The 12,942-nt window shown below is 70.0% G+C and carries 13 protein-coding genes; 7 read left to right on the top strand and 6 right to left on the bottom strand.

Annotation, left to right across the window (positions count from 1 at the left end; genetic code table 11):
- Positions 1-133 precede the first annotated feature (133 nt).
- Positions 134-547, top strand: coding sequence for a hypothetical protein (locus tag ACWDSJ_RS30830; RefSeq protein ID WP_450036071.1), 414 nt, complete (start codon positions 134-136; stop codon positions 545-547).
- Here ACWDSJ_RS30830 and ACWDSJ_RS30825 read toward each other — a convergent pair.
- From ACWDSJ_RS30825 to ACWDSJ_RS30810, 4 genes are read right to left on the bottom strand one after another with little or no spacing between them, the layout of a single operon-like run.
- Positions 532-1,014 (bottom strand): N-acetyltransferase family protein, encoded by a 483-nt coding sequence (locus ACWDSJ_RS30825; protein ID WP_450036069.1) that lies wholly within the window; start codon positions 1,012-1,014, stop codon positions 532-534. The two genes, ACWDSJ_RS30830 and ACWDSJ_RS30825, sit on opposite strands and share 16 nt — an antisense overlap.
- Entirely contained in the window at positions 1,011-1,619 is a 609-nt protein-coding gene (locus ACWDSJ_RS30820) for an acid phosphatase (protein WP_450036067.1), read from the bottom strand. Before ACWDSJ_RS30820 ends, ACWDSJ_RS30825 begins: the two co-directional genes overlap by 4 nt.
- Positions 1,620-1,649: 30 nt before the next feature.
- On the bottom strand, positions 1,650-2,870 hold the full coding sequence (locus tag ACWDSJ_RS30815) for an Rv3212 family protein (protein ID WP_450036066.1): 1,221 nt from the start codon (positions 2,868-2,870) through the stop codon (positions 1,650-1,652).
- Between the two features lie 17 nt (positions 2,871-2,887).
- Entirely contained in the window at positions 2,888-4,633 is a 1,746-nt protein-coding gene (locus ACWDSJ_RS30810) for a DEAD/DEAH box helicase (protein WP_450036064.1), read from the bottom strand.
- Positions 4,634-4,963: 330 nt separating this feature from the next.
- Here ACWDSJ_RS30810 and ACWDSJ_RS30805 point away from each other — a divergent pair, with 330 nt between their 5' ends.
- The 3 genes from ACWDSJ_RS30805 (at position 4,964) to ACWDSJ_RS30795 (ending at position 7,110) form a co-directional block, all read left to right on the top strand.
- The gene (locus ACWDSJ_RS30805; RefSeq protein ID WP_450036062.1) at positions 4,964-6,022 is read left to right on the top strand and encodes an alpha/beta hydrolase; all 1,059 of its coding nucleotides are present in this window, start codon (positions 4,964-4,966) and stop codon (positions 6,020-6,022) included.
- A 41-nt stretch (positions 6,023-6,063) separates the two neighbouring features.
- The gene (locus tag ACWDSJ_RS30800; protein WP_387364072.1) at positions 6,064-6,762 is read left to right on the top strand and encodes a ferritin-like fold-containing protein; all 699 of its coding nucleotides are present in this window, start codon (positions 6,064-6,066) and stop codon (positions 6,760-6,762) included.
- 120 nt (positions 6,763-6,882) lie between these two features.
- On the top strand, positions 6,883-7,110 hold the full coding sequence (locus ACWDSJ_RS30795; protein ID WP_387364075.1) for a DUF3107 domain-containing protein: 228 nt from the start codon (positions 6,883-6,885) through the stop codon (positions 7,108-7,110).
- 61 nt (positions 7,111-7,171) lie between these two features.
- Here ACWDSJ_RS30795 and ACWDSJ_RS30790 read toward each other — a convergent pair whose 3' ends face one another.
- Entirely contained in the window at positions 7,172-7,831 is a 660-nt protein-coding gene (locus ACWDSJ_RS30790; RefSeq protein WP_387364078.1) for a TetR/AcrR family transcriptional regulator, read from the bottom strand.
- Between the two features lie 268 nt (positions 7,832-8,099).
- Between ACWDSJ_RS30790 and ACWDSJ_RS30785 the strand changes: the two genes are divergently transcribed.
- From ACWDSJ_RS30785 to ACWDSJ_RS30775, 3 genes are all read left to right on the top strand, one after another.
- Entirely contained in the window at positions 8,100-9,152 is a 1,053-nt protein-coding gene (locus ACWDSJ_RS30785) for a DUF3152 domain-containing protein (protein ID WP_450036060.1), read from the top strand.
- Between the two features lie 50 nt (positions 9,153-9,202).
- Positions 9,203-10,426: an adenylyltransferase/sulfurtransferase MoeZ gene (gene moeZ, locus ACWDSJ_RS30780; protein ID WP_387364084.1), complete on the top strand. Its 1,224-nt coding sequence runs from the start codon at positions 9,203-9,205 to the stop codon at positions 10,424-10,426.
- Positions 10,427-10,520: 94 nt separating this feature from the next.
- On the top strand, positions 10,521-11,372 hold the full coding sequence (locus ACWDSJ_RS30775) for a TIGR02569 family protein (protein WP_387364087.1): 852 nt from the start codon (positions 10,521-10,523) through the stop codon (positions 11,370-11,372).
- A gap of 89 nt (positions 11,373-11,461) precedes the next feature.
- Here the strand turns inward: ACWDSJ_RS30775 and ACWDSJ_RS30770 are convergent, their stop codons facing one another.
- The gene (locus ACWDSJ_RS30770) at positions 11,462-12,931 is read right to left on the bottom strand and encodes an MFS transporter (protein ID WP_450036058.1); all 1,470 of its coding nucleotides are present in this window, start codon (positions 12,929-12,931) and stop codon (positions 11,462-11,464) included.
- Positions 12,932-12,942: the final 11 nt, after the last annotated feature.

Here is a 12,942-nt window from a genome sequence, read left to right as displayed (position 1 = left end):
GCTCCCCTCGGCCCGTGCCGAGCGTTGACACGCGAGCCCCGGCTCTCCCCGGCCCGTGCTGTGCGTTGGCGCGTGGGCCCCGGCTCTCCCCGGCCCCTGCCGTCCGCTGACGGGCGGGCCTTAGGCTGGGCGGGTGGCGAAGCAGGAGAACGGGGTCGGGCGGGTGGGGACGCCCGGGACGGTGCGGGGGGCCGGGGCGCTGGCCGCGGTCGAGGGGCTGGTGGGGGTGATCATCGCGGTCGTGCTGGTGGTGCAGGGCGCGCGGGGGAGCGGGAACCCGAAATCGGCGTACGGGACCGCGGCCTATTTCGCGATTCTGGCGGGGGCGGTGCTCGCGGCGGGGCTCGCGCTGTACTTCGGGCGGCGGTGGGGGCGGGCCATCGTGGTGCTCGCCCAGATCCTGTTGCTGCCGGTGGCCTGGTACATGTTCAGCTCGCATCGGCCCGAGCTGGCCGTGCCGGTGGGACTCGTCGCCCTGGTGACCCTCGGGTTGATCTTCGCCCCGCCCTCGACCCGCTGGATGGCCGAGCTCTACGACTCGGAGTGACCGCCCGCGAGGCGGTGCAACGCCGCCCCGGAGAGCCGGTAGCCGATCCACTCGCTCTGCGGTTCGGCGCCGAGGGATTTGTAGAAGTCGATCGAGGGCGTGTTCCAGTCCAGCACCGACCACGCCACCCGGTGGTACCCGTTGGCCACGGCCTCGCGCGCGAGTTCGACGAGCAGCCGCTTGCCCAGCCCGAGCCCGCGCGCCTGCGGCCGGACGTAGAGGTCCTCCAGGTAGATGCCGTGGGTGCCGGTCCAGGTGGAGAAGTTCAGGAACCAGATCGCGCACCCGACGATCTCCGAATCCCGTTGCGCCACATGGGCGTACAACGCGGGCGCGGGACCGAACAGCGCGCCGTGCAACTGCTCGACGGTGAGGTGGCACTGCTCGCTCGCCCGCTCGTACTCGGCGAGTTCGTGCACGAGCGCCACCATGGCGGGCACGTCGGCGGGCGTGGCGCGGCGGATCATCGGGCGCCCCCGTCCAGATCGGGAACCAGGTTGTGCGCGAGCACGGTGTGTGCGCCGTGGTCGTGGCCGAGCACGCTGAGCGCGCCGGTCGACAGGTAGAACCGGCGACCCTCGCGCACGTCGAACTCGGCCCAGCGCGCGATCAGCACCCGCGAGAAATGCCCGTGCCCGACCAGGACCACATCGCGTTCGCGCAGCGCGGGCGCGACCGCCGCCAGCACCCGATCGGCGCGCGCGCCCACCGCCCCGGCGGACTCACCGCCCGGCGTGGGATGGGTGAACACCGTCCAGCCCGGCACGCGCTCGCGAATCTGCGGGGTGGTCAGGCCCTCGTAGTCGCCGTAATCCCATTCGACCAGATCGTCGTCGATCCGAGGATCGGGCAGACCCGCCAGTTCGGCGGTGCGCCGCGCGCGCTGCCGGGGACTGGTGAGCACGAGGGGATCAGTGAGCTTCAGCCGGGCGAGCACGCCCGCCGCGGCCCGCGCCTGCTCCTCGCCGAGCGGGGTCAGCGGGACGTCCGTGCGCCCGGTGTGCCTGCGTCCCCTGGACCACTCGGTCTCGCCGTGCCGGAGCACCACCAGCCGGAATTCCGTTTCGCCCATCCCTCGATCATGCCCGACGCGGGCGCGCGCTCACCGGCCGAGCCCGTGCAGCCGCCCGCCGCGCGACTCCAGCACGATCGATCCGGCGACCGTCAGCGAACTGGGCTCGCGGTGATAATCCTTGCGCTCCACCGGAATTCGGGACAGCTGCGCGCCGGTGCCCGGATCCAGCACCGCCAGCCCCTCGGCGATCGGCGCGAGCAGCTGCCCGGCCAGCATGACCGGGGTGCCGAGTACATCGGGCGCTGTCCACACCGGATCCAGGGTGGTCGCGTTCAGGGCGACGAGGCTCGTGCCGGTGGTGACGAAGAAGGTCGCGCCGAGCCGGACCGTGGCGGTGGTGTCGGCGATCGGACCCGAAAGCCGGTGTGCCCCGACGAAATTCGCGGCCTGATCGTAGACCGCCAATTCCGGTGCGGCGGTGGACGTTCCGGGCAGGTAGAGCGCGATCCTGTTGTCGGTCACCGCGATCACGCGCACCCCGTCGGAGACCGCGCCCGGCTCGGTCAGCACGTGCGAGCCGTACTCCTCGGGCACGGTGTTGTCCTTGGGCGCCGGATTGAGGACGGTCAGCCGGACGGCGGCGTCGTCGGGGCAACGCTCGACCACCGCCACCCGCGAGGTGTTGGAGCTCGCCGAGAACAGCGCGCAGTCGTGCCGCGGTTGGGTGCGCACGTTCATCGGCGCGTCCACGTACCCGTACTCGAGCGTGCGGACCAGGTCCGGCCGCCAGAGCTCCATCCGGTCGCGGCCCAGCGCGACCACATAGGTGCCGTCGCTGGACAGCCGCACCGCGTCGTCCATATAGCTGCTGCGGGCCGCGCGGCGGGCGCCGGTGTCGGCGGTCAGCAGGGTGGTCTGACTGCATCCGCGCCGATCGCGGTAGGTCGCCACGACCGTGCCCTGCTGCACCTCGAGGCCGCACAAAGGCATGTCCCGCTGGTACTTCCAGACCTGCGCGCCGGTCGCCGGATCGCGTCCGGTGACGGTGCCGCCGTCGCCGGTGATCGCCACCCCGCCGCCGAACAGCGCGCGGCCCGCCGCGCCGTCGGGCGCGTCCCACAGTTCGCGCAGGGCGGTGGGCGGGCTGTCGGCGGGAGTGACCGGGCCGAGCGGATGCGCGGCGGGCTGCGAGACGGTCCCGCGCGCATCGCTGATCGCCCAGACCACGACGAGCACGATCACCACCACGACGGCGATCGCGGCCGCGGCGTACAGGTCGGCGCGCGTTCGCCGTTCGGGTGCGAGCACGTCAGCGAGACTAATGCTTAGGCGGAGGCGGCGGCCACCTGCGTGTCGGCACCGTCGTTCGTGTCGGACCCGTTCGACCGGCGGCGACGACGGCGACGGCGGGCCGGTTTGTCGGCGTGCGCGTCCTCGCGGTCGGCGTCGGATTCGGCGGCCGCGTCGTCTTCGCTTGCGGCGCCGGAGTTCTCGGCGGCGGCGTCCGAACCGGCACCGCCGCGGCGGCGACGGCGGCGGCGCGCGGGCCGCCCGGCGGTCGAATCATCCTCGGGCGCAGCGCCTTCGGTGGTCGCGTCGGCGGAATCCGATGCGTCCGAATCGGTTTCGGCTCCGTCCGCGCGGACCGCCACGACCTGCCCGCGCACGGTGCGGCGGCGGTTGCGCTTGCGCGGGGTGCGCTTCTCGCGCTCCACCACGACCGCGTCCTCGTCCCGTTCCGGCGCGCGGCGGCGCAGCGTGCCGGTGACGTTCTCGGGGATGCCGAGATCCGAATACAGGTGCGGCGAGCGCGAATACGTCTCCACCGGCTCCGGGATGCCCAGGTTCAGCGCGGCGTCGATGGCCTGCCAGCGGTTGATCTCGTCCCAGTCGACCAGGGTGACGGCGACGCCGGTGCGCCCGGCGCGGCCGGTGCGGCCGATGCGGTGGACGTAAATCTTCTCGTCCTCGGGGCACTGGTAGTTCACGACGTGGGTGACATCGTCGATATCGATGCCGCGCGCGGCGACGTCGGTGGCCACCAGCACGTTGATCTTGCCCTTGCGGAACTTCTCCAGCGCCTTCTCGCGGGCGATCTGGCCCAGGTCGCCGTGCACGGCCCCGACCGCGAAGCCGCGCTCGGCCAGTTCGTCGGCGACCTTCTGCGCGGTGCGCTTGGTGCGCGTGAAAACCATGGTGGCGCCGCGACTCTCGGCCTGCAGGACGCGCGCGATCAGCTCGCTCTTGTCCAGCGCATGCGCGCGGTAGACGAACTGCGCGGTGCGGTCGTGCACGGCCGAATCGTGCGGTTCCTCCGCGCGAATGTGGGTCGGCTTGTGCAGGAACGTGCGGGCCAGGGTGATGATCGGGCCGGGCATGGTGGCCGAGAACAGCATGGTCTGACGCTGATCGGGGACCATGGTCAGGATGCGCTCGATATCGGGCAGGAAGCCCAGATCGAGCATCTCGTCGGCCTCGTCCAGCACCAGCACGCCGACCTTGCCGAGGATCAGATGCTGCTGCTCGGCCAGATCGAGCAGGCGGCCGGGCGTGCCGACGACCACGTCGACCCCGGAGCGCAGCGCGGCGATCTGGGCCTCGTAGGGCCGCCCGCCGTAGATTGAGGCCACGCGCAACTTGCCCTGGTGGTTGGTCAGGTGCTTGCCGATGTTCTCCAGGTCCTGGGTGACCTGCACGCACAGCTCGCGGGTCGGCACGATGACCAGCGCCCGCGGCGTGCCGTCCAGGGCCGTGGTGCCGGATTCGGCGGTGACGATGCGGTGCAGCAGCGGGACGCCGAATCCGAAGGTCTTGCCCATCCCCGTGCGGGCCTGACCGATGAGGTCCTCACCGGCCAGTGCCAGCGGGAGCGTCAGTTCCTGGATGGCGAATGTGCGTTCGATTCCGATCTCACCCAGCGCGCGCACGATATCCGGGTGCACACCCAATTCCGCGAAAGTCGGGGCGGTGTGGTCGGAGTCGAGTTCGGCGGTCAGCAGGGTGTCGGTGAGCCCTGGTTCCTGTTCGACGGTGATCTTGCTCAGGTTCGTACCTTTCCTCGTGGATCGCATCTCGCGCGCACGAGGTGTGGAACTCCCCACACAGCTCCGGCGGTCTTTCCACCGCGGCCGCCGCGGGATGCCGGTCGGCATCAACCAGGCGCGGCGCGGTGTCGCGGACGGTGCGCGCACATTATCGGTGGGCTCGAAAAATCTCGTTGCCCACCGCGATTGTAGCGTGATAGCTTCTTCTGCCCGATTTGCGCCACCCCGATTTTCCGATTCCGCTCCGGCCCGGTTGTCGTTCGGCAAGGGCCGCAGGGCAATTCACCGGCGGCCCCGGCGCGACGGTGGCCCAGACCACATATGTGAGACGTGGTGTCACGGGATAAATTCGTAAGCGTGACTTTGGCAGACACGGTGAGCCTCGCCGCGCGCAACGCCTGGGCCCTGACCTTCGGTGACGGCATCGAACCTCCGACCCGCACGCCCTCGACCGTGCTGTGCGACGAACCGCACCGCGAGCTGCGGCGCTTCGAACGCGCCGACGGTTCGGCCGGGGGCCCCGACGAGGCCGCGGTGCTGCTGGTGCCGCCGCTGGCCGCGCCCGCGAGCTGCTTCGATCTGCGGCCCGGCCAGAGCCTGGCGAGTTTCCTGCTCGACTGCGGCCGCCACCCGTACGTGCTCGACTACGGCGAGATCACCTTCGCCGATCGCCGCATGGGCTTCGAGGACTGGATCGACGACATCCTGCCCACCGCGATCGGGCGGGTGTCCACCGATCGCGGCGGCGCGCCGGTCGATCTGGTCGGCTGGTCGCTGGGCGGGGTGCTGGCGTTGCTGACCGCGGCGGCCGACCCCGCGCTGCCGATCCGGTCCATCACCGCGGTCGGCTCGCCGCTGGACTACGACCGGATCACCGGCGTGCCGCAGCTGCGGGCGGTCGCCCGGTTCACCCGCGGCCTGGCCACCTCGACCCTGGTCCGGGCGGCCGGGGGCGTGCCCGCGCGGCTGACCCGGCTGGGCTATCGCGCGACGTCCTGGGAGCGCGAGCTGCGCCGCCCGATGTTCATCGCCGCCAATCTGACCGACACCGCGGCCCTGGCCCGGATGGAGACCGTCGACCGCTTCCAGGCCCAGCTGCCCGGCTACCCCGGCCGGTTGTACAACCAGCTGTGGAGCCGGTTCATGCTGGCCAACGACATCGCCAAGGGTGTGGTCCGGCTGGGTCGGCGGGAGATCGCGCTGGCGGAGGTGACCGCGCCCGTGCTGCTGGTCGGCGGTCCCGAGGACGTGATCACGCCCGCGCCCGCGGTCGAGCACGGCCGCACGACGCTGGTCAACGCGCACGAGGTGCGGTACGAGACCGCGCCCGGCAGCCACCTCGGCATCCTCACCGGGCCGACCGCCAGGGAAACGACGTGGACCTATCTGGAGAAGTTTCTCGGGGATCGGTCGTGACCGCGCGCGGGAGCGTCCGGACCCCGGTTAGGGTGGACGCCATGGGAGTTGACCCGTCTGCCGCACTGGGTGTTTCGACCGAACCCGACCCCCGCATCCCCGCCGACCATCCCGGCGTCACCGATCTGTTCGCGGTGCTCGCCTACGGCGAGATCTCGGCGTTCTATCGCCTGGCCGAGGAGGCCAAGCTCTCGCCGTCGCTGCGCGGCAAGGTGGCCGTGGCCGAGATGGCCGCCGCGGAGATGGCGCATTTCCAGACGCTCGAGCGGGCGCTGTCCGGCCGCGGTGTCGACGCCTTCGACGCGATGGCCCCCTTCGTGCGGGCCCTCGACGACTATCACGACTCCACCGACCCCTCGACCTGGCTCGAGTCGATGGTCAAGTTCTACGTCGGCGACGGCATCGCCGCCGACTTCTACACCGTCCTCGCCGACGCGCTCGCCCCCGAGGTCAGCACGGTCGTCCACGACGTGCTCGCCGAGACCAGCCACTCCGAGTTCGTCATCGAGGAGGTCCGCCGCGCGGTAGCCGAGAACCGCTCCGAACGCGACCGCCTCATGCTCTGGGGCCGCCGCCTCCTCGGCGAGGCCATCACCCAGGCCCAATACGTCATGGCCCAACGCGACGAACTCACCGAGCTGGTCCTCATCGCCACCGGCGACCTCTCCGGCATAGCCGCCCTCTTCGACCGCATGCAAACCAGCCACGCCCAACGCATGGCCGTCCTCGGCCTGGCCTGACACCCCCTCCCCTTCCCCCGATAGCTGGGGAGGGGAGAGGTGTTCACTTGCCGCGTAACCGTGGGGGAGCGGTCTGGACTAGCCTGAGCAGGACATCATTTGGACTCGAGGAGGATGGCCGTGGAGGTCAAGATCGGTATTTCGGACAGCCCGCGTGAGCTCGTGATCACCAGCTCGCAGACCCCGGAAGAGGTCCAGGCGCTGGTGTCCGGGGCGCTGGAGGGCAAGGGCGGCGTGCTCGCGCTGACCGACGAGAAGGGGCGCAAATACCTGATCCAGGCCGCGAAGGTCGCCTACGTGGAGATCGGCACCTCGACCAGCGGCCGCGTCGGCTTCGCCGCCGTCTAGTCCGGCACACGAAAAACGCGGCGGGGCAACAGCTCCGCCGCGTTTCGCGTTCTCGACCGGGTCAGCCCTGCGGATGCAGCGGCACCCGGGACAGCCCGCCCCAGCACAACTGGACCGTCGTGTCGACGGCCTCCTCCTTATCGATCGGCCGATCGGCCTCGAGCCAGTACCGCGCGGTGATCTGGCTGGCGCCCACCAGGCCCACGGCCAGGATGCGGGCCCGGTACGGGTCCAGTCCGGAATCGTGTGCGACCAGATCGAAGACCGCGTCCACACACGCCTCGGTGGCCTGCTCGACCCGGCGCTGCACCTGCGGCTCGCTGGTCAGGTCGGACTCGAAGACCAGGCGGAAGCCCTGGGTCTCGTGGTCGACGAAGTCGAAGTACGCCTGCACCGCCGCCCGCACGCGCTGGCGGTTGTCGGTGGTGGAGCGCAGCGCCTGGCGCACGCTCGACACCAAGGCGTCGATGTAGTTCTGCAACACCGCCAGGTACAACTCGAGTTTGCTCGAAAAGTGCTGGTAGAGCACGGGTTTGGAGACGCCCGCACACTGCGAGATCTCGTCCATCCCGGCCGCGTGGTATCCGCGTAGCACGAAGACCTCGCTCGCCGCGGCGAGCAATTGCGCGCGGCGTGCGTCACGGGGCAGGCGCGTACCGCGCTTGCTCGGCATGGCCTCGGAGGACGTGCGGGACGTCATCCGGTCCACGAGGTCTGTCATTTCGGCTCTCCCAATCGAATCCCGGCTGGAAATGGGTGTGCACGGGTATCTCTCGAACGATACTCGCATGCGGGCCAACGCGCTGATCCCGGTTCGCACACAATTCACAATTGCCCGCGAGGCGGACATAACCTTTCACACTATTGGCAACCTGTCAGTAACCGGCCGCCGTGAGAAATCTCGCACAGTCGCGTTTATCCTCGCAACCCCCCTGGTGACGCTGCGACTCCTGCGATGCGGCCGCACGGGTTGTGAGAGTCTGAAGGGTGTGACCGACCAACGGGGCAGTTCGACCGGCGGGCGCGATTCGACCCAACCCGTGGACACCGACGCGCCGCAGCCGCCGGAAATCTACGATCCGCTGGGCCTGTACGCCGCCGATCCGGAGCGCTCCCGGCAACCCCTGCGGGCCCTGTGGGATCCGACCGCCGAGCCCGAGCCCGCGCCGAGCGCACCCCGCAAGCGCGGCGTGCTGCGCCGCTTCGTCACCACCTACGGCTGGCGTGCCTACGCGCTGCCCGTGCTCGTGGTGCTCACTGTGCTGGTCGGGGTCGACGCCGTCAAGGGGGGCGGCAGTGCCGAGGGCGGCGCGCCGGGCCTGGGCCGGTTGAGTCAGCGCAGCGCCAACGCGGGCATCATCGGCGCGCCGCCGAAGGGCGATGTGAAGTTCTCCGGCGACCTGCCCAGCGGCATCCTGCCCGACGGCGGCCCGTTCGCCGAAACCGGAACGGGCGCTTGGCATCTCGTGCCGGGCACGGGCGCGCAGGTGGGCGCGGGCCAGGCGCACGTGTTCACCTACACCGTCGAGGTCGAGGACGGCGTCGACACCACCGCGCTCGGCGGCGACGCCGCGGTCGCCAAGATGGTCGAGGCCACCCTCGCCAATCCCAAGAGCTGGACCCATGATCCGCGCTTCGGCTTCCGCCGCGTCGACTCCGGCAAGCCCGATTTCCGGGTCTCGCTCACCTCGCGCCAAACCACCAAGAGCGCCTGCGGTTTCGAGATCCCCATCGACTCCTCCTGCTACAACTCCGATCTCGATCGGGTGGTGCTGTCGGAGGTGCGCTGGGTGCGCGGCGCGGTGGCGTTCGAGGGCGATATCGGCTCCTACCGCCAGTACCAGATCAACCACGAGGTCGGCCACGCCATCGGCTACCACGAACATCAGCCGTGCGAGACCGACGGCGGCCTCGCGCCGGTGATGATGCAGCAGACCTTCGGCACCCGCAACAACGACATCGCCGCGCTCGATCCGCAGGGCGTGGTCCCCTCCGACGGCAAGAAGTGCCGCTTCAACCCCTGGCCGTATCCCACCGGATAGCACTTGGCACGATGGTGGGGAAGAACCGCTCGACGCGCCGTGTTGCATGAATGAGCGTGATCGGCGAACTATTCGAGGAGTCTGAGGACGTGTCATCCCTGAAGTCCCTGCCACCACTGGTCGAACCGGCCGCGGAGCTGACCAGGGACGAGGTCGCTCGCTACAGCCGCCATCTGATCATCCCCGACCTCGGGGTGGACGGTCAGAAGCGGCTCAAGAACGCCAAGGTGCTCGTGATCGGAGCGGGCGGGCTCGGTTCCCCCGCGCTGCTGTATCTGGCCGCGGCCGGCGTCGGCACCCTCGGCATCGTGGAGTTCGACGAGGTGGACGCCTCGAATCTGCAACGCCAGATCATCCACGGCGAATCCGATATCGGGCGCCCCAAGGCCGACAGCGCGCGCGACTCCATCCTGGAGATCAACTCCGGAATCGACGTGCGGCTGCACAAGTTCCGCCTCGACAACGACAATGCGGTGGAGCTGTTCTCCCAGTACGACCTGATCGTCGACGGCACCGACAACTTCGCCACCCGCTACCTGGTCAATGATGCCGCGGTGCTCGCCGGTAAGCCCTACGTGTGGGGTTCGATCTACCGGTTCGAGGGTCAGGTGTCGGTGTTCTGGGAGGACGCCCCCGACGGCCGCGGCATCAACTACCGCGACCTCTACCCCGAGGCCCCGCCGCCGGGCATGGTCCCCTCCTGCGCCGAGGGCGGCGTGCTCGGCGTGCTGTGCGCGTCCATCGGTTCGATCATGGTCACCGAGGCGATCAAGCTGCTCACCGGCATCGGCGAACCGCTGCTCGGCCGCCTGATGGTCTACGACGCGCTGGACATGACCTACCGGACCATCAAGCTGCGCCGCGACCCCCAGCGCCAGCCCATCACCGAACTCATCGACTACGACGCGTTCTGCGGCGTGGTCTCCGAGGAGGGCCAGGCCGCCGCCGCGGGTTCGACCGTCACCGCTCGCGAGCTGAAGGAGATGCTCGACGCGGGCAAGGACGTCGCCATCGTCGACGTGCGCGAGCCGGTCGAGTGGGACATCGTCCGCATCGACGGCGCGACCCTGATCCCCAAGGACCGCATCCTCTCCGGCGAGGCCCTCTCCGAACTCCCGCAGAACCGCCCGATCGTCCTGCACTGCAAGACCGGCATCCGTTCCGCCGAGGCCCTCGCCGCCCTCAAGCGCGCGGGCTTCTCGGACGCCACCCACCTCCAGGGCGGAATCATCGCCTGGGCCAAGCAGATCGACCCCTCCCTGCCGGTGTACTGATCCCTCCCGAGTCGAGCGACACCCTCGGGTCCCGGTGTGGTGACGACCGGCGCGGCGGCGGGACTGGACAAAGACCCGGGAGTACGGTACCGCCGTGACTTCTGTGGAACCGCCCGAGCATGTGCGCGCCACGTTCGGGCTTCGCGAAGAAACCCCGGTCGCCCTTGGTGATTGGGACGGCGGCTGGCGCTGCGGCGACGTGGTGCTGAGCCCGGTGGCCGATCACGCGCGCGCCGCGTGGTCGGCCAAGGTGCGCGAGACGATGAAGGTGGACGGCCTGCGGCTCGCGCGCCCGGTGCGCGCCACCGACGGGCGGTACGTGGTCTCGGGCTGGCGGGCCGACACCTACGTCGAGGGCACCCCCGAACCGCGTCACGACGAGGTGGTCTCGGTCTCGCTGCGCCTGCACAAGACGACCGCGGCCCTGGACCGCCCGCGCTTCCTGGCCCAGCAGCCGATCGCCCCCTGGGTCGACGTGGACGTCTTCGTCGCCGCGGATCGCGCGGCGTGGGAGCCGGTTCCGTTGCGCAGCTTGAAGATCGGTGGCATGCTCCCGGTCACCTCGCCCGACGGACAGCGCAGCCTGGAGATGCTCGCCCAGCTCGCCACCCTGCGCAGACCGGTGCAGACCCCGCCGCAGCTGGTGCACGGCGACCTGTTCGGCACGGTGCTGTTCGCCGGGGCGCAGACGCCGGGCCTGACCGATATCACCCCCTACTGGCGGCCCGCGCCCTGGGCCGCCGGGGTCATCGTGGTCGACGCCCTGTCCTGGGGCGGCGCCGACGACGGCCTGCTGCAACGCTGGAGCGAACTGCCCGAATGGCCCCAGATGGTGTTGCGCGCGGTCATGTTCCGCCTCGCGGTCCACGCCCTGCACCCGCGTTCCACCCCCGAGGCGTTCCCGGGCCTGGCCCGCACGGCCGATATGATCCGCTTCCTGCTCTGAGTCGTTCCGAAAGCGTCGTCCCGCAACGGGAGTCGCACGGCGCCGCGCCGGGCCCCCCGAAGCGGTTGCCCGGCACGGCCTTCCACGCCCTACACGTTCGCGTACGCCAGCGACGGCGCCCGATTCACCGCGAACGAGGACCGCAGGTAGAACCACCAGGTCACGCTCGCCATCACCAGGAACGCCACCGCGTACGCCCAGAACGCCGGATTCATCGACCCGAAGTGGTTGTTGGACAACCGAAGCGCCTGCTGCAACACCCAGCCGCCCGCGGCCCCGACCGCGCCCACCACGCCGATGGCCGCCCCGGCCTGCCGCTTGGCCGTCACCAGCGCCGCGGCCGCGTCCTGCCCGCTCTCGGCGGCCCGGCGCTTGACCGCCGCCGCGAAGATCGACGGGATCATCCGGTAGGTCGACCCGTTGCCGATGCCGGTCAGCACGAACAACAGCAGGAACGAGATCAGATACAGCGGGAAGTTGTCCGCCGCCAGCGACGCCATGATCAGCGCGGTCGCCACCGCCATGCCCACGAACACGTACAGCGTGATCCGCGCCCCGGTGAACCGGTCGGAGATCCACCCGCCGAACGGACGGCTCAGCGATCCCACGAACGCCCCCAGGAACGCGAGATTGCCGATCGTGCTCATCCACCCGATCTTCGCCAGCTCCGGGAAATTGGCCTTGAGCAGCGTCGGGAACGCGAAGGAGAACCCGATGAACGACCCGAACGTGCCGATGTAGAGCAGCGCCATCACCCACGTGTGCGGATTGGTCAGCGCCAGTTTGTAGGACGACCCGTCGGCCTTGGCGTGCCGGATCGAGTCCATGTACCGCAACGCCCCGAACATGGCGATCAGGATGAACGGAATCCACATCAGCGTCGCCAGCGTGATGCCGAAGCGGTACCCGCCCGGATCCTTGGCCATGATGTGCGTGCCGAGCGTGATGATCAACGGCACGAACAACTGCGTCTGCGCCACACCGAGATTGCCGCCCGCCGCGTTGATCCCCAGCGCCGCGCCCTTCTTCCCCTCCGGATAGAAGAAGTTGATATTCGCCATCGAGGACGAGAAGTTGCCGCCGCCCACACCGGCCAGCGCGGCCAGGATCATGAACACCCAGAACGGGGTGTCGGGCTTGTTGATGAAATACGCCAGCCCCAGCGTCGGGATGAGCAGCATGCCCGCGCTGAACACGGTGAACGCCCGCCCGCCGAACTTCGGGATGGCGAAGGTGTAGGGCACCCGCAGCGCCGCGCCCACGAGCGTGGGCGTGGAGGTCAGCAGCAGCGAATTGCCCACGGCCACAGCGTTTCCCTTGCCGAGGCCGTCGAGGAAGTGGAAGCCCGCGGGGCCCATGGCCGTCACCACGCTGGCCCACAGCACCCAGATGCTGAAGCCCAGGTTCTCGGCGAACACCGAGAACATCAGATTCTTGCGGGCGGTGCGCTTTCCGCCACTCTCCCAGAAGGTTTCGTCGTCCGGTTCCCAGCGGTCGAGCCAGCGGCCGCGGGCTCGATGGGTGAAGGTGTCGGTACGGTCTACGGCGTCGGTGGACATCGGCGCTTCCT

This window comes from Nocardia sp. NPDC003482 (assembly GCF_053588115.1).
The sequence above is the reverse complement of the archived record's forward strand: the minus strand, read 5'-3'. Positions and strand labels throughout refer to the sequence as shown.